This window comes from Mucilaginibacter dorajii (genome assembly GCF_024808255.1).
Taxonomy (GTDB): Bacteria; Bacteroidota; Bacteroidia; order Sphingobacteriales; family Sphingobacteriaceae; genus Mucilaginibacter; species Mucilaginibacter dorajii.
Genome location: NZ_JANTYS010000022.1, coordinates 86563 through 103424, shown reverse-complemented (window position 1 = coordinate 103424; position 16862 = coordinate 86563). Strand labels below are relative to the sequence as shown.

20 protein-coding genes are annotated in these 16862 nt (G+C 42.3%); 11 read left to right on the top strand and 9 right to left on the bottom strand.

The window, feature by feature from the left end; all coding sequences use genetic code 11:
- Nucleotides 1-190 precede the first annotated feature (190 nt).
- The 6 genes from FHS10_RS23475 to msrA all read right to left on the bottom strand — a co-directional run bounded on the left by FHS10_RS23475 (nt 191) and on the right by msrA (nt 4409).
- Nucleotides 191-976: a DUF1835 domain-containing protein gene (locus FHS10_RS23475; protein WP_259095791.1), complete on the bottom strand. Its 786-nt coding sequence runs from the start codon at nt 974-976 to the stop codon at nt 191-193.
- A 193-nt stretch (nt 977-1169) separates the two neighbouring features.
- Nucleotides 1170-1307 carry a hypothetical protein gene (locus FHS10_RS23470; RefSeq protein WP_259095789.1) on the bottom strand — a complete coding sequence of 46 codons (138 nt, stop codon included), beginning with the start codon at nt 1305-1307 and terminating at the stop codon, nt 1170-1172.
- A 42-nt stretch (nt 1308-1349) separates the two neighbouring features.
- A complete protein-coding gene (locus FHS10_RS23465; RefSeq protein ID WP_259095788.1) occupies nt 1350-2450 on the bottom strand; it encodes a DUF6515 family protein in 1101 nt (366 codons plus the stop codon).
- A gap of 179 nt (nt 2451-2629) precedes the next feature.
- Entirely contained in the window at nt 2630-3202 is a 573-nt protein-coding gene (locus tag FHS10_RS23460; protein ID WP_259095786.1) for a thiamine pyrophosphokinase, read from the bottom strand.
- Between the two features lie 62 nt (nt 3203-3264).
- Nucleotides 3265-3786 (bottom strand): peptide-methionine (R)-S-oxide reductase MsrB, encoded by a 522-nt coding sequence (msrB, locus tag FHS10_RS23455; RefSeq protein ID WP_259095784.1) that lies wholly within the window; start codon nt 3784-3786, stop codon nt 3265-3267.
- Complete coding sequence (msrA, locus tag FHS10_RS23450) at nt 3783-4409, bottom strand: peptide-methionine (S)-S-oxide reductase MsrA (RefSeq protein ID WP_259095782.1); 627 nt, start codon at nt 4407-4409, stop codon at nt 3783-3785. The genes msrB and msrA overlap by 4 nt, the downstream gene beginning before the upstream one ends.
- 219 nt (nt 4410-4628) lie before the next feature.
- Between msrA and FHS10_RS23445 the strand changes: the two genes are divergently transcribed.
- The 6 genes from FHS10_RS23445 (at nt 4629) to FHS10_RS23420 (ending at nt 10580) form a co-directional block, all read left to right on the top strand.
- Nucleotides 4629-5207: a DUF1543 domain-containing protein gene (locus tag FHS10_RS23445; protein WP_259095780.1), complete on the top strand. Its 579-nt coding sequence runs from the start codon at nt 4629-4631 to the stop codon at nt 5205-5207.
- A 332-nt stretch (nt 5208-5539) separates the two neighbouring features.
- Entirely contained in the window at nt 5540-5953 is a 414-nt protein-coding gene (locus FHS10_RS23440) for a hypothetical protein (protein ID WP_259095779.1), read from the top strand.
- 426 nt (nt 5954-6379) lie between these two features.
- Entirely contained in the window at nt 6380-6745 is a 366-nt protein-coding gene (locus FHS10_RS23435; protein ID WP_259095777.1) for a BlaI/MecI/CopY family transcriptional regulator, read from the top strand.
- Between the two features lie 3 nt (nt 6746-6748).
- Nucleotides 6749-8479 carry a M56 family metallopeptidase gene (locus tag FHS10_RS23430; RefSeq protein WP_259095775.1) on the top strand — a complete coding sequence of 577 codons (1731 nt, stop codon included), beginning with the start codon at nt 6749-6751 and terminating at the stop codon, nt 8477-8479.
- A 17-nt stretch (nt 8480-8496) separates the two neighbouring features.
- Complete coding sequence (locus tag FHS10_RS23425; protein ID WP_259095774.1) at nt 8497-10092, top strand: hypothetical protein; 1596 nt, start codon at nt 8497-8499, stop codon at nt 10090-10092.
- Between the two features lie 119 nt (nt 10093-10211).
- Entirely contained in the window at nt 10212-10580 is a 369-nt protein-coding gene (locus FHS10_RS23420) for a hypothetical protein (RefSeq protein ID WP_259095773.1), read from the top strand.
- Between the two features lie 18 nt (nt 10581-10598).
- Here FHS10_RS23420 and FHS10_RS23415 read toward each other — a convergent pair whose 3' ends face one another.
- Both FHS10_RS23415 and FHS10_RS23410 read right to left on the bottom strand, forming a co-directional pair.
- A complete protein-coding gene (locus tag FHS10_RS23415; RefSeq protein WP_259095772.1) occupies nt 10599-11561 on the bottom strand; it encodes an AAA family ATPase in 963 nt (320 codons plus the stop codon).
- Nucleotides 11562-11576: 15 nt separating this feature from the next.
- The gene (locus FHS10_RS23410; protein ID WP_259095770.1) at nt 11577-13010 is read right to left on the bottom strand and encodes a peptidylprolyl isomerase; all 1434 of its coding nucleotides are present in this window, start codon (nt 13008-13010) and stop codon (nt 11577-11579) included.
- Nucleotides 13011-13190: 180 nt separating this feature from the next.
- Between FHS10_RS23410 and FHS10_RS23405 the strand changes: the two genes are divergently transcribed.
- The 5 genes from FHS10_RS23405 (at nt 13191) to FHS10_RS23385 (ending at nt 15531) form a co-directional block, all read left to right on the top strand.
- The gene (locus FHS10_RS23405; RefSeq protein ID WP_259095768.1) at nt 13191-13787 is read left to right on the top strand and encodes a hypothetical protein; all 597 of its coding nucleotides are present in this window, start codon (nt 13191-13193) and stop codon (nt 13785-13787) included.
- A gap of 56 nt (nt 13788-13843) precedes the next feature.
- The gene (locus tag FHS10_RS23400) at nt 13844-14089 is read left to right on the top strand and encodes a hypothetical protein (RefSeq protein ID WP_259095766.1); all 246 of its coding nucleotides are present in this window, start codon (nt 13844-13846) and stop codon (nt 14087-14089) included.
- A 76-nt stretch (nt 14090-14165) separates the two neighbouring features.
- On the top strand, nt 14166-14750 hold the full coding sequence (locus tag FHS10_RS23395; RefSeq protein WP_259095764.1) for a non-canonical purine NTP diphosphatase: 585 nt from the start codon (nt 14166-14168) through the stop codon (nt 14748-14750).
- Between the two features lie 74 nt (nt 14751-14824).
- Entirely contained in the window at nt 14825-14995 is a 171-nt protein-coding gene (locus FHS10_RS23390; RefSeq protein ID WP_259095762.1) for a hypothetical protein, read from the top strand.
- 47 nt (nt 14996-15042) lie between these two features.
- On the top strand, nt 15043-15531 hold the full coding sequence (locus FHS10_RS23385) for a hypothetical protein (RefSeq protein ID WP_259095760.1): 489 nt from the start codon (nt 15043-15045) through the stop codon (nt 15529-15531).
- 102 nt (nt 15532-15633) lie between these two features.
- On the opposite strand, the gene FHS10_RS23380 is transcribed toward FHS10_RS23385, so the two are convergent.
- A complete protein-coding gene (locus FHS10_RS23380) occupies nt 15634-16770 on the bottom strand; it encodes a lactonase family protein (protein ID WP_259095758.1) in 1137 nt (378 codons plus the stop codon).
- Between the last annotated feature and the right edge of the window lie 92 nt (nt 16771-16862).

The following is a 16862-nucleotide window of genomic DNA, read 5'->3' as shown; positions in this document are numbered from 1 at the left end:
GCTACACTGCCATAAGTTGCTTTTATAAAGCAAAACTCATAACTATTCGTGTCATTTGCAATGCGATTATTTGTGCGCAAATAAAACCTACTCAGAATGACAGGGTGGAGAGGATAGTTTTTTACGCGATGCCTTCCTTCACAGTCCGCCGGCTTTTAAAACTCGCAATGACCTACAACAGATTTGGCTCTTACTCCAACCCAATCAGCCCCTTCTCAACCAACCTGTTCAAATAGATATCTATCTCCCAATCACCCATACCAAAAATACCTTCGGTTTTCCAGAATTGGGCGTAGATAGCGTGTTTGGTTTTAGCGCCGCCGTTATAAATATCCAGTAGTTTTTGTTCAATATAGCTTAAGCCATCGGCATTAATTTGGACACGCTTTAAATGCGCTTGTAAGGCTGGTTTAAGCAGGGGAACGCCTCCCCAAAAGGTGGTTTCGTTAAGCCATTTCTTTAAACCTTCGGTATCGTTGTTTACATACAGCTGCCAGGCTTCGGCAGCAAGTTCAAACTCCCATTCGTTGAGGTGTTCGCGGGCGTCAAATAACTCTTCAAACTGGTCGCCGTTTAACTCGCCCAGGCCCCTGGCATTGTTAAACTGAATGCAATCGGCAAGGCAAATCAAGTAAACGGCTGGGACCGATAGATCTGTATGCAGGGTAAGCATCCGCAATACACCCAGTAGGTTTACCTGGCAATGCAAATCAAACTCAAACCATAAATTGATTTCGGTATACTGGCTGTTGAGTTTCCCCAATTCGTCAATTACTTTATGCTGATATTGTTCTTCAGGTTCATTTTGCGAGATCCATTTTGAACGCGCGCTCCAAAAGCTGCCCGACAAAATGTTTTCCTGCAAGGGGCCTTCAGAAAGCACCTCGCGCCAAACCATTACATCGCCGTCAAGCCCGGTTTGGTTAAAGCCATCAAGGGCGGCATCGCCATTTAAAATATGAAGGATGTTGCTCATAAGTGTATGGGATAATTATAGCAAAGCAACGAGTTTTGCTATGAAATGAGTACATATTAAGAAAATAAATTTGGAAGAGCTATATGTGAGATAAAATTTGATGCGGGAGTGACATGCACCTGCAAAGAAGTATGTAGAATGTTAAAATCCGCGAACTCGGGGAGTAAAAATGACAGCTGGTATATATTCAATGTCATGCCGAACTTGTTTCGGCACCCCACATGCTAAGTATTTCACGCGGACCACCTGTCCTGTGGGGTGCCGAAATAAATTCATCATGACTTATGGTATTTTTTATGGATCCGCCCCAAAACAAAAACGGCCGCTTCATGATTGAAGCAGCCGTTTTTGGGTATTTAAAATTGAATTTTTATTATTGATTATCGGGCTCGTCAGATGGGGTACCTACAATTTTGTAAACAGTGTCACCATTGTTGTTTCTGCTTTCCTGGTAGTAAAAACCATCCGGAGAAACAAATAACTTTTCGCCGTTGATCTTTATCTTCCTGCAATCATCTGGCAGGTTGGTAACAATGTCGCCAATTTGCGGGCCTTGCTGAACATCGCTGTTGCCACCATTATCGGTGTTTAACTCGCCATCTTTACCTGCAATCACGTAAACCTGGGTGCCATCATCCTTGGTATATGGTTGATAGTAAACACCATTTGATTCGTAATACTGCTCGCCATTGATCATAATTGATTTGGCATCAGATGGTAAGCTTTTAACTTCGGCACCTACCGGTGGCTCAACCACAGTATACTGATCATTGTATTGACGGTAGTATAAACCATCGCTGTAATAGTATTGGTAATCGCCATACCAGAACGGATAATAACCGTAAGGTAAAAAGCCTATGCTAAAGCCAATACGTGGTAAATAGTATGAGCTATAGTAGTTATGGTATGGATAGTAGTAATGGTTGCCAAAATAACCGCCACGGCCACCGTAGCTGTAACCGCCACGTACCCTGGTGCCATAACCGGCACTGCCATTGTAATAAGAACCACGACCGCCGTTATAAGAACGCCTGTCAACACTGCTGTAACTACGGGTGCCTGTGCCATTGCTGTAAACGCGCTGACCGCCATTTACCGCGCTGCGTTGTGGAGCCACAGATGAGTTTGGTCTTGTACCATAACCGTAGTTGCCACGTTGCGGCGCAATTGCTGTGTTTCCACGGGTTGCTACGTTGCCATTACCGCTGAAGCCACGTGATGGAGCCACTGCTGTACGCTGTGCACCGCCACCACCGCCGTTAAATGAAGGGCGTGCAACACCTACGCTGCCGCCGCCAGATGGACGGGAAACACCGACACTACCGCCGCCTCCACCACCAGAACGTGAGCCGCCACCACCGCCACTGCTTCCGCCACCACCACCTCTACGTTGTGCATTTGCGGTAAATGCTAAAGACAAGCTTAACAAGCCGCCTAAAGCCAATGTGAATAAATTTTTATATGCCCTTTTCATGATTGAAAAATTTTAACTGTTCAGCTTAATTCTGCTGATTGTAATATATAGACTAAAAAATGTTTAAACGGTTTAATGGCCCTTTAATATTTTTTGCAATATATATTACAAAAAGCACACCAATATAATTTTTACCCTAACAACAACCCTTAAATTGTCTTTTTATTGCATAAAGCTTACTAATTTAAGGCCTCGGCAATCAGTAAAAAAGGCTGTTCAAACTGCAGCCTAAAAAAACCATCGCCTGTGGTATTGTAAATGCCTGGTGCCGTGTTTTGCAAGCCGCTGTATTGCAGTGCTTTAGTTGGTGTTATTATTTCAATTTGCTCGCCCGCCGGTTTCCACTTGCTGAAACCCGTTGTTACCGGATAAATTTTTTGCCTGTTATTAAAAATAACCAGGTTTATTTTACCGGCGTAAGGCAAAAAGATGCTTAACTCCGGTTCGTCTGTTATAATGTTCACTGCCGGGTAGCCGTTGGCCGTCAAAAACTTTAAAGCGGCTTCTGCCAGGCTATCGTTATCTGCAGGAATCAGCTTCACATCTTCCTGTGAAAATTCGCCATCGCCATTGGTAACTATGCCGTCAACCTTAATCCCAAAACTGTTCAATTTTTCGGCGGTATCCGGAGTGGTAATTACCGTGGGGCTCCATTCCAGTAATTGACCCAGCAGCTCCTCTTCAAAATTGTTTATCCCCAGCACCAGTAAAGCAGGTTCCTGTTTTTCGCGAACGATATGATGAGAAGACATTTTATAAAGTTAAATGGAATAAATGAATAATTGATGAAATGCGCGCACCGGAAAATGTTAAATTATTTACCCAGACCATCCGGCTGAAAATCAAGCGAAATGGAGTTCATGCAAAAGCGTTTAAATGTAGGCGGCGGCCCGTCATCAAATATATGCCCCAGGTGCGAATTGCAGCGCGCGCAAATTACTTCGGTACGCTGCATGCCATGCGAGTCATCGTCTTTATAGATCACGCTGTTTTTACGCACGGCCTCGTAAAAGCTGGGCCAGCCGCAATTGCTGGCAAACTTGGCATCGGAGCGGAATAGTTTGTTGCCGCAAACGGCGCAATAGTAGGTGCCTTTTGCTGTTTTATCCCAATACTGACCGGTAAAAGGCTGCTCGGTAGCTTGTTCGCGGGCTGTAGCATACAGAGCAGGGGATAGGATCTTTTTCCACTCAGCATCGCTTACTTTTAGTGGTTTGGTATCGGTGGTGGAGTAGTAGGGGTTATTTTCATGACCCGTTGTGGTTTTTAAATGCTGGGCATTGGCGCTCAACACCGTAGCCATTAACATGGCAAATGCTATAACTGCTGATCTCATTTCTTTAATTTTCCTTTAAATACTGCCCTGAATTTTTCCAACTCGGGTTGTATCACGTACTTGCAATACGGTTGATCGCCGTTTTGATTAAAATAATTTTGATGATAATCTTCGGCCTTATAAAACACGGTATAAGGGTTTACCTGTGTAACTATGGGGTTGGGATACACTTTTTCGGCATTAAGCTTTTTAATGTAATACTCTGCCTTTTGTTTTTGGGCCGCGTTGTGATAAAATATGGCCGACCGGTATTGCGTACCTACATCATTACCCTGGCGGTTAAGCTGGGTAGGGTCATGCGCCACAAAAAAAGCGGCTAATAATTCATCGTAACTAACCTTAGTTGGGTCGTAAATAATGTTACAGGTTTCGGCATGGCCGGTTGTGCCGGTGCAAACCAGCTTATAGCTTGGGTTGGCTACGTGGCCGCCCGCAAAACCCGATACTACTTTTTTAACGCCTTCTATCTGCTGAAATTTAGCTTCGGTGCACCAAAAGCAGCCGGTTGCAAAAGTGGCGGTGTCTAAACCTTTTGCTTTAGGCCGGTTGTTGCCGGTGCCGGTTCTGGCAAATGCCGATAGACCGGCCAGTAAAAAGAGGACTAACTGAACTGTTTTTTTCATTGTTGTTTAATTGTATTGTGCGCTTTGCAAGCACCACTATATGATTAACGTAAAATATAGCGGCTTGGTAACGTGGTAGTCGGTAAATTTTGATGTTCCTTACAAATTTTGCCCAAATGTGATGATTTGTTGACAAAGAGCGAGCCGTGTTGACAAACAAATCATTCCCCAAAGCAACAGAACTATTATCTTGTGGCACCGATACCAAACATCGTATTTATGAATACCGAAGAACAACAGCAGCCGGACTTGAAACTTTTTATGATCCTATTGGGCTCAAAAGCGCCGGGCAGGCATGTGGAGCAGCACGATTTTTTCTTTGGGATAGCTGCCTCATTAAAAGAGCTTGTCCCCCCAATAAATACGTTTTGGCCCGAGGCAATAGGTAAGATCCACATAGATGGCTGGCGCGAGGTTACCGCTGTTGACGGATACCAGGTAAAGATTGCCCCCGCGGCTCCCGAAGCAGCAGTCGGCAAGAAGCTATTTTTTATAAACCTTGGTGGTTACCTGCCCAACCGGTTTGAGGAGCAGCATTACGTTGTGCTAACCGTAAAAGATGATAGGGCAGCCGCCTTCAAAGAAGCCAAAGAAACGACTTTTTTTAAACACAATCATTTTGACGGTGCCAACTCGCACATCGATGATAAATACGGCATTGATGTAGATGACCTTTACCAGATAGAAGATATCTTATCTGCCGGGCAAAAAGAGAAATACAGGATAGAACTTATCCCGGCTACAGATTTGCCCGAAGATGAGTTGCATTTAGGATATTTTAAGCTGAACTTGCTGTAAGGAGTAGGTACTTGCCTGTCATCTCAAACTGGAAAGGAAAAGTTAGTTCGCGCAAAGACGCTAAGTTCGCAAAGAGAAATAAAACAATTCCTTTGCGAACTTAGCGTCTTTGCGCGATATCACTAACTATATATCGTGAACAGTTATTAGTACACATTATAACCAACTAAATTTTAAAGAGATTTCCCTGATTATTTATCCCACATCCGGGAGTATAACGCAATTGTCCATTTGGAAAAACGAAAAGTCCATTGGAACAGATTGGCGATATGCTTAATTTTATTTAGATACTGTATCTCATTTTCCGTCAACCAGTTATAAATAGCTTTCGTATGAAAAATATCATCTTGTTGCTTGTCCCTGCGTTAATGATTTTATCCTGTAATCAGCAGCCATCTGGTGCTATTGAAAAGCTGACCGGGAAATATGCGGTTCTTGGGTTTAAGGTTAAATCGGATATGGATAAGAATGGGGGTAAGCTCATTCACATTTTGGATAAAAAGCAGGAGGTGTTTGAGTTTAGGCCCAATGGAGTGGTAATTATTGGTACGGAATTAGGGGAGACCTATTTTTCGGGAACAAAATTTCGTTATGAGCTAACCGGTAAAATCCTGAGCCTGTACGGGCATTATGCAGACCGGGTAATTCCGTATCGGCGGGATGGTGAAATTTTGAATTTGTGTATCAACAGCAATGGCATCGACACGCTGCAGATAGCGCCGGTAAAGATCATGACGATGAATTGATTTAATTTTTAGAAGCTGTTTAAAAACGAAAAGAATCGTCATTGCAAGTTTTTAAATCCGGGGGGCCTCTGAAAGTGAAGATGACGTAAAAAAACAGCCCCCTCCGCCCTGTCATCCTGAGGAACGAAGGGTCTTCTTCGCCCTGCTAATTGCAGACTTTTATAGCGAAGAAGATCCTTCACTATGTTCAGGATGACAAACGTTTTTTTGTGTTATAATATTCTTGTGAAACCATTTTTAAACAGCTTCTTAGAACCACCAGGCTTTATAAGCGATTAAGTAATTTGTTATTTTAAGATTTTAATAAATTATACTATTGATAATCAGGTATTTGAATATGAACTATAAAATATAGTTAATAAACTATGTTTTATAGTTGCAAAACTATTTTCTATAGTTTACATTTGTTTTATCAAACCAAAACCAATGACAAAACTTACCGCTAAAGAAGAAGAGATCATGGGCCATTTCTGGGAAAAAGGCCCCCTGTTTGTTAAGCAACTACAGGAACTGTATGACGAGCCCAAGCCTCATTTTAATACCTTATCAACCATCGTGCGCACGCTGGAAGATAAAGGCTACCTGGGGCATACCGTTTTTGGCACCACACACCAATATAATGCTGTGGTTACTGCCGAAGAATATAACCGTGGCACCTTACATGGGGTTATCAACAAATACTTCAACAATTCATATAAAAGGGTGGTATCGGCCTTAATAGAAGAGGAAAATATCAGCCTTGATGAATTGCGGATGCTTATTAACGAAGTTGAAAACAAACAAAAGAAATAAACCATGGGCCTTTTCTTTATCCACATCATTAAATCATCGCTTTGCCTGGTGTTTTTTTACATGGCCTATAAAGCGTTGTTAAGCAAAGAAACCTTTTACAAGGTAAACAGGTTTATATTGCTCTCCATTATTATAGCATCTATTCTGTTGCCGTTTTTTGAAATGAGTATCAGTCAGCCGGCTGTTGCGGCGGTGCCGGTACGCTTAAAAGGCATCGAGCATTTGATATTGCAGAAACAGGTACACCTTACCGGTTTTACTGCCGATACAGGTGACGGCTTTTACTCACTGCTGTTTTTTATTTATCTGACAGGTGTACTTATACAGCTTATTATTACCGCTGTTAATTTCACCAGGATATACAGGCTGGCCAGGTACTCAACCAAACAGGCTTATGAAGGGTATACGCTGGCGATTACCAGCCAGGAACAATCTCCTTTTAGCTGGGGAAATTATATTGTACTGTCGAAAAATGATTACCAGAATCAACCCGAAATTATTATTCAGCACGAGCTGATCCACCTTAAACGCTTTCACTCCTGCGATTTGCTCCTGGCCGAACTTGCCATTATCATATTTTGGTTTAATCCCACCATTTGGCTGCTTAAAAAGGAGTTAAAAGATATTCATGAGTTTGAGGTTGATGACACCTTGATAAAACAAGGTGTAGATGCCAAGGAATACCAGTTATTGCTGATCAGGAAAGCAGTGGGCGAAAAGCTTTACTCGGTAGCCAATACCTTTAACCAAAGCAGCATCAGCAAAAGGATCAGGATGATGCTGCGCAAGCGATCAAACCCATGGGCTCAGCTAAAATACTTGTGCATTATAGTGCTGACCCTATTTTCGGTTATCGCTTTTGCACGGCCCGATGTTACCAATGAGCTTAAAGGCATTTCAACAGCTAAGCTTGGCGGATTTATCAAAAAGCAGGTTACGGCAATAGCTGCGGCTGCTAAAATAGAAAAACGTGTGGCGCCCGTAGATAAACCGGTTAAAGCAGATCAAATGCCAATGGCTAAAAGTACGGATGTTGTTCCCGTTGTCCAGGATCAAAATAACCAGGTTGATAAAAGCGCGTCATCACCATTGTGTATGGTTAATGGGAAGGAAACCTCCTATGCCCAATTTGAAATGATAGCGCCCGAAGCTATAAAAAGTGTAAAAGTGCTTAAAGAGAAAGAGGCAATTGCCGTTTATGGCGATAAGGGTAAACACGGCGCTATAGAGATCACCGTAAGTGACATTACCGCAGCGGATATATTTAAGCAATTTAATAATCCCAACTTAAACAATACTACCATAGCCGTGGCCGATGTAATAAAGATACTTAAGCAAGCAGGGGTTGTTAACTTAAATAATTCTGGTATAACCGCTGCGGATGTAATAAAGCTATTTAAGCAATCTGCTGTTTTAAAAGCAAGCGGCTCTTACGTAACCGCGACCGATGTAACAACAAGGCAACCCGATGCTAATGGAGCATTTGTAATTAATGACACTGAAGCAACAGTTAAAGAACCCAATTATGTTTTCTTTATCGGTGGGAAGATAGCTTCGCCCGAACAGCAACTTTTGCTATCGGCCAATAAAGAGCTGTTATTTAAAAACGATAGCGATACCATAGAAAGTACCATAAGTATAACCGGTAAAGCCGCTACAGATAAGTATGGTGCCGAATGCAAAAACGGCGTGGTGGAAGTATACCTTAAAGGATATAACAATATTAAAAAATAACCTAAACCTTATTATACATGAAAAAATTAGTATTGTGTTTACTGGCAACAGTATTCGCCCTGGCGCTGTATGCCCAGGAAACCCACAAAGGGCAGGATTACATGTGGATGGACCTTAACGGAAGCTGGAAATTTAATAAAGGCGATAACGCCAAATTTGCCAAACAAAAGTTTAACGATAGCAACTGGGACAATATGATGGTGCCCACCTGGGATGCCGGTTTTACAGGCTTTGCCTGGTACCGCCAGGCCATTACAATACCTATCAAAACCAAACAGGCGCTAAGCCTTACACTGGGGCAGGTTGATGATAATTGCGAGGTGTACTTTAACGGACAGTTGGTTAAATTGTATGATAATCCGCGCCCGGGGAACGACATTTCAGATACATCTGTTTACAGCCAGTGGAAAAAATACCGTGTTTACTACATTCCTCAAAAACTGGTTGAGCCCGGCAAAGCCAATAGCATTGCCATAAAAGTATGGAACAATGGGGGCGAAGGCGGTATGCGTTACGGCAATGTACAACTAACCAGCACCATTTTTTATAATCACCTGCCCATACAAATGGCCGGCGACTGGGTAAAAGCCGATGGTAGTAACGAATGGCTTGCCGGCTTTTATGATAACAATGTTATATACAAAAACAGGGTTTGGAGCTATGCCGAAGTTACCAACAACGATGGCTTATATGAAATGTATCTTACCGATAAAGGCTTCGGACATTTATTTATGAAACAGGTTGCTGGTGAAAACGGTAGTGTTAATCTTGCTATAGGTCCGGATGCCGATCATTTGGAGCTTTGCAGCCGTAAGGAAACCTACAATACATCCGCAAGCAACAATCAAACCTATGTAAAATCGCACCCGGCGGCGGGAAAGGCCGTTTACAAGGGTTTTATCAAAAACTATAGCGTACAAATGGGCCCCGAGGCCTTGATTGATCTGCAAAGCAAAAATAACGGGTTTAGTGAAAAAAGAGTAAGTGTGGACCGCTTTGGCGCTTTTTCAACCGAGCTTGACCTTGCCGAACCAACAATTGTTACCTTGCGTGCCCCTGGTGTAAATTATGGCAACCGGGCGTACCTGGAACCGGGCAAAACAACGTTTCAGATGATTGACCTGGCCGAATTTAAGATTTATGTAACAGAAGAATTTTACACCCGCGATCATCTTGCCATTTTCCAGGGTGATCTGGCGATGGAAAACAAGCTGTTGATGTATACCGACTGGTTGGGCAACCTGCAAACGCCCATGCCCGATACCTGGGCCCGCTTTATAGCCATGGCCACGCAGTACGAAGCAAGTGGTAAGGCAAGCGATTTACAGATAAATAACATCGCGCTTTGTATAGCGGATAATTATCAGAAATATAACGATACGGCCGCGCTTGCAAAGGCAAAGCTATGGTCGGTACGTACGCTTAAAACCAACCCGGATAATCACCTGTTTTACAGCACTCTGAATACCATACTGCAAAACCTTGGCGAACACCTTGATGGCCTGCAATACCTGGCCAAAGCGCTTGATCTGGCAGATAAAGACAAGGATCAACAATCGGTTAACGATTATAAATTAAAAATTAAACAGTACGTGAGCGAGATGCTTAAATAGAAAGGTTTTTATCTTCTGCCTGGAATTTATCTAAGGAAGGTTAAATTGGTAGAGCTGTTCCGCAAGGGAACGGCTCTTTTTTTAATTATATTTGTTATCATACTCCTTTACCTTAAAAAATGAAAAGAAAACCAATTTATACTGCCTTAGTTATTGCTACTGTATTAGCTACCATAACTATTTGCCAAAGTAAGGGTACGGATGCCGAACCGAGGTTTCGTTGTAAGGCGGTAACCGTTAAACTTAAGGGTGCCTGTCCAGATAGTATCGAAGCGTCGGTTTATGATACTGCTACAAAAGATACCTTGAAGTATAAGTTTAAAACATCGGGCAGGGCTAACAAGGCCGGGCAATACTGTACGATGAAAGCCGATGAAAAGGGACGTATTATTTCCGGACAAATTATTGATGCTTCGGAGAAAACAATAGGAATGATCCTGCTGCCGGATAACATTAAGCCTGTAATAAAATACCAGAGCGAGTTTTAATTTGTGACTATACGGGAGCTAAAACAAGCTGTCAATAATATCAGCTGCGCTAAGTCCTTCGGCTTCGGCGTGGTAGCTGCGCACAATACGGTGGCTTAAAATAGGTTTGGCCACAGCTTTTACATCTTCAATATCGGGCGAGTATTTTCCGTTGATCACCGCGTGACATTTGGCCCCCAATATCAGGAACTGTGACGCCCTTGGGCCGGCACCCCAGGTAAGCAAGCGATTTACCTGCGGGGTAGCAAATTCGGTATTAGGGCGGGTTTTAGATACCAGCTTCACGGCGTATTCCATTACATTATCGGTAACCGGGATATTGCGTACCAGTTGCTGAAAATAAATGATCTGTTCGGCATTCAGGATCTTGTTAACCTCGGGCTTTAAAGTGCTGGTGGTATTTTTAACTACCTGTAGCTCCTCTTTAAAGGATGGGTAGTTTAAGGCTACGTTAAACATAAACCTATCCAATTGTGCTTCGGGAAGGGGATAGGTACCTTCCTGCTCAATAGGGTTTTGGGTGGCCAGTACAAAAAATGGCTGGGCCAGTTTGTGGGTAACGCCGGCTGCTGTAACCGCTTTTTCCTGCATGGCCTCTAACAAAGCGGCCTGGGTTTTTGGCGGTGTACGGTTTATTTCGTCGGCCAGGATAATGTTACTGAAAACGGGGCCGGGTATAAATTTAAAATTACGGTCTTCGCCCAATATTTCAGACCCGATGATGTCTGATGGCATCAGATCTGGCGTAAACTGAATGCGTTTAAAATCAAGGTCTAACACCTGCGATACAGTTTGTACCAGCAATGTTTTTGCCAAACCCGGCACACCAACAAGTAAACAATGCCCGTTGCTGAAAATAGATATCAGTACAAACTTAACTACCTCATCCTGCCCAATGATCACTTTACCAATTTCGGTACGTATTTGCTGGTAAGCAAGCTTTAAAGCGTCAGCAGCTTCAACATCAGAGCGGTGTGGCATAAATAAGGTTTTTTATTATTTAGCTTGGGCGGTGGTTACCGGTGTGGTTACCCATTTTTTAAGGATATCGCAGGTTTGGTATTCCGGGTCAATCTTGATAAAAGTTTCCTTGCGGCGTTTATCAAACCATTTGTTTACCGTTTTGGTATTTTTATCCTCATAGGCCATATCCTTTAGCTTAGGGAAATCCTGCGCCAGGTTAGCCTTGTGAGCATCAGTAGCCGATTTAAGGTAAAGTATCTTATAGCTTTTTTTGCCATCGGCACCGGTAAACAAATCTGGTTTTGAAATACTGCCAACCTTCATGGTATCAACAATAAGCGCTACTTTAGGATCAAGCTTATCGGTAGGGATAAAGGTTGAGCGTGCCTGAACATTCTCGGCATTTAACATCATACCGCCATTAAACTTGGTTTCTTTATCATCTGAATAGAAGTTTGCTGCTGCCGAAAAATCAAGGTCTTTTTTATGCGCCATCATCAGGGTATAAATACTATCGGCCTTGGTTTTTGCCCTTTCAAGGCTGGCTTCCGTAATAGCAGGGGTAATAAGGATGTGCCTTACGTGTACCTGCTCGCCACGGCGCTCAATAACCTGCAAAAAGTGGAAGCCGAAATCGGTTTCAAATACAGGCGAGATCTCGCCTGCTTTAAGTTTAAAGGCATTAGCTGTAAATTCCTTAACAAACGTTGTACGATCGGCAAAGCCAAGATCACCACCTTCAACTGCCGACATTGGATCCTGTGAATATAACCGGGCGAGTGTGCCAAAGTCTTCTCCCTTTTTAACGCGGGCAAGCAGCTCTTCGGCTTTTTCTTTATAAAGTGCTTTTTCGTCTTTGGTTAATTGAGGCTGAAACACAATTTCGCCAACTTCAACCTCTTTATTGAAAGATGGCAGGCTGTCTTTAGGGATGGCGTTATAATAATCTTTCACATCCTGTGGGGTCACATTCAGCTTCTCGGTTATTTTTTGCTGCATTTTTTGAGCAATCATTTGCTCTTTCATATCCGGGCGAATTTCATCCTTATACTGAATAAGTGATTTGCCCAAAAAGCCTTCTAATTTATCCTGGCCACCGGCACGCTGCGTCATTTCGCGCATGCGGCGGTCAACACTGGCGTCAATGTCATCTTCTTTTACATCAATACTATCAATAATAGCCTGTTGTGCCAGTAGTTTTTGAGTTAATAATGATTGTAGTACCCTGCATTTAACCTGGGGATCGGGCTGCATACCCTCAACCAGGTAACGGGCATATTGCTGTTCAATATCTGATAATAAAATAGGAGCGTTACCAACAACTGCTGCAATTTTATCTAATGTTTTACCCGGCGTTCTTGGGGCGATGGTGTCTGCTTTTGCTGCTGCTGCATCGGTTGTAACCTGCGCTTTGGCAACCGTAATTAAAGAAACAACCCCTAAAACTAATAACCCTAACTTTCTCATGTAATGCTTATGTACTAAATAAAACGGAGATATTGAATCCGTTAAAACTTCAAATTTCGGTAAAATTTATTAATTATAGCGGCACAATTAATTTCAATTAAAATACACCACGCTATAATTGTGCTAATATGGTTATAATGCTTCAAACCGTTTAACTACTTTTGGTTAAAATTTGTTAAAGTGAAAGTTGAAAACCCGGTTGCCCTCCGCTTTATTTTACAGGACGAACTTTACTTGCTCAAAGCAGATAAAGTCACGTACGAAATCCCAACTGTTGCCGAACCTGAAATAGCCGAGCCAGCGGTTGAGCAAGCACCGGTTGTATTACAAACGCCAACGCCGGTAATTATCCCGTCTACACAAATACCCGTAGTGCCAATAATTGAAACGCCATCAATTAGCTTTAAGTATATGGGTAAAAACCTGAAGCGCTTTTTAGTATTGACTCACTATCCCAACCTGGAATTTATTGATGATGCCCACCTTACCGCGTTAACAAATATTATTAAACGTAAGGATCTTGAGGTAAATGACCTTGCCATCGTTAATATTGCTACCTACCCCGATGCTAAATATGACGACCTGCAGCAGTTTTTTAAGCCAGCAAAGGTTTTAATATTGGGCAAAAATGCGCTACCGCAAGCAGCACCTACGTTAACACTAAATACTCCAAAGCTGTTAGGTGGTCTAAGCAACCTTTACAGCTTCAGCTTTGGCGAAATGATGGATAACGTAGAGTACAAAAAAGCGTTTTGGGAACAGGTGAAAGGGTTTTAAATTAGTGATGAGTTTTGAGTGGTAAGTTTTGAGTTTTATGATATAATAGCTGTACGATGGATAACAGGTTTGATGATAATCATATTGAATTTAACAGGCAGATCCTGGAGATCATTGCAGCATATGCTGAAAAGAATCCAACCCAACGTTTCGGCCAAATCTTATTTAATTTGAATATCAATCAGTTTAAAGATCAGGAAAATCCATCTAATGCAAGTTATCAGATACGGGATATTCATGGCGACTCAAGCGAAAATATCCTAAATCGAGTTAAAGATAGGGTCGAAAAAATGAATTTTTAGTCCTTGTTCCTTTGTCTATAAGTCTTTAGTCCCCAAGTCCTTACTCCTTTATCCCAAAATCCTTAATCCAAAGAAAATGCAATTAGTTTTCGCCACCAATAACCGCCACAAGCTTGATGAAGTAGCCGCCAAAATAGGTGATAAGTTTAAACTGCTAACGCTTGATGATATTGGCTGTTATGATGAGATAGAAGAAACTGGCACCACCTTTAAGGGTAACGCCTCTATAAAGAGCAATCATATTTATCAGCAATATCACCTCAATTGTTTTGGAGACGACAGTGGCCTGGAGATAGATGCCCTTAATGGCGATCCGGGCGTATATTCTGCCCGTTACGCCGGTGAGCACGGCAACCATGCGGCCAATATTAAAAAGGTACTGGATAATTTAGCAGACAATACAAACCGTAAAGCCCGGTTCCGCACGGTAATCTCGTTGATATGGGAGGGCGAGGAGCATTTTTTTGACGGAACGGTTGAAGGCACCATACGTACCGCTTCCAGTGGAACCGACGGCTTTGGATACGACCCCATATTTGAGCCTGATGGCTATGATATCACCTTTGCCGAAATGAGTATGGCCGAGAAAAACCAAATTAGCCACAGGGGCAGGGCAATGGAGAAACTGATTGCCTTTTTAAGTAAAATGGGGGATAATTAATAAATAATTAAAAAACATGTAACCTTAATGCAAGGTGTCCGTAAAATAGAGCTATAAGGAGTATTTTAAAGCCTATGGATCTTATAAAAAACCTACATCGCAATTTATTTTCAGGGGATCTTGATCATCGCTTTGCTAAAAGTTTGAAAAAGGTTAAAGAGGTTGATATGGTAACTGCTTCAATCAACAAACAACTGAATGAGATTGAAAAACAACTTAATATAAATGCAGTTAAGTATCGTTAAAACTTTTTGGCAGGATTTATGCTTATACGCATATAAATATTACTGTCATGAAAAACCTGTTTAAAATTTCGATAGCGTTGCTATCCCTTATCGTTGTATTTACTGCCTGTTCAACTCCCAAAAACACATCCACAGCTGTATCCAATGTATCCCGGGGCAAATTTGTTGGCACCTGGACATTAAATAATGTAAGCTATGACGGCTTAGTACAAAATGCTGTTCAAAATGTATTTGACCAGGCTGCGCCCGAGGCTTTTGTTGGCAGCACCTGGAAATTAACCAATAGTGGCAACGGCATTTATACGTTAACTAACGGTACATCACAAACCATCTTTTGGTCGGTTTATAATGGTGGTACCACCGGTACCCAATTTCAATTCAAAAAGATTTATGAAGGTGATAAAGCCAAAAACGTAGCAGAAGGCTACCGTTTGGACATTGCTAATAACGATGGCTCGACCATGACGCTAAAATCGCCTGTTGCTGTAGGTAACAGCACGGGGTATATTATTTATTCGTTCACTAAAGCTAATTAAGCCGAAGGCTTAAAGCAAAAAGCTCAAAGCAGAAGAACTATACTTCTTGCTTTGAGCTTTTTTCATTTTAAAGCTTTCTGCTTTAAGCCTTCGGCCTTCAGCTTATTCCGCTGGTGTAAATTTCAAACAAACCGGGTTGCCAATGTCTACCTTAATTCCTGTTTGTGTTAGTTTGCCGGTATTTTGGTCTATCCTGAATACAAACATGCTGTCGCTGCTTTGGTTAGCTACCACCATAAAGTTGCCGGTTGGGTCGATAGCAAAATCACGCGGGTTTTTACCAAAGCTTGATTGACGCGATACAAAAGTGAGCGCGCCGGTTTCCTGGTTAACCGAGAAACAAATGATCTCGTTGGTTTCTAAACGGTTTGATACGTACAGGAACCTGCCATCTGGCGATAGGTGGATTGCTGCCGCGGCAGTTTTGCCGGTAAAGCCATCGGGTAATAATGATATCACCTGTTTTTGTTTAAACTTGCCACCATCGTAATCAAAAACAAAAACGTTCGACCCCATTTCTGTTGCCAGGAAAACATGTTTTTTATCTAAAGAATACTCCAGGTGGCGCGGACCGTCGCCTGGCGTTACACTTACAAATGATGGGTTTGCACCAGTTAAAGGAGAATCTTTACCGGGTTTAAAACGATAAATATTGATCCTATCGGTGCCCAGATCATTATAAAATAAATACTTTTCATCGGGCGATAAAATGCTCATGTGTGCATGCGGGCCTTCCTGGCGCTCTTTATTGGGGCCTTTGCCTTCTTCATTACGCACGGTTTCAATCCCTGCGCCTAATGAGCCATCTTTATTGATAGGCAGCACGGTAACCTGGCCACTTGAGTAATTAGCTACAAATGCTGTTTTCTGCGCTTTATCTACCGCGATATAACAAGGATCGGCACCAAGGGACGATTGTTTGTTAATGAAATCAATTTTACCTGTTTTGGCATCAAATGAAAACGCGCTCACCTCGCCCTTAGGCAATTCATTTACCGCGTAGATAAATTTATTGTTTTTGCTAACCTGTAAGTAGGATGGATTGGTAACACCATCTACCTGGCTTAAATAGGCCAGCTTACCACTTTGGGTATAAAAACGGTAAACCATAATGCCCTTACTGGTGCCGGTAGTATAAGTACCCACTACAAGGTCGAAAGTTTTGGGGAGCGGTTTTTTATCTTGCGCGAAATTGAACAGCGGTGATAGCAACGTTACCATCAAAAGAACTTTTTTCATGTTGGTATATTAGTTAAGGCTTGCAAGTTAACAAAATAGACAAAAAAAATGCCCCGATGTTTAGCGGAGCGTTTTTTAATTTATTTTATCGG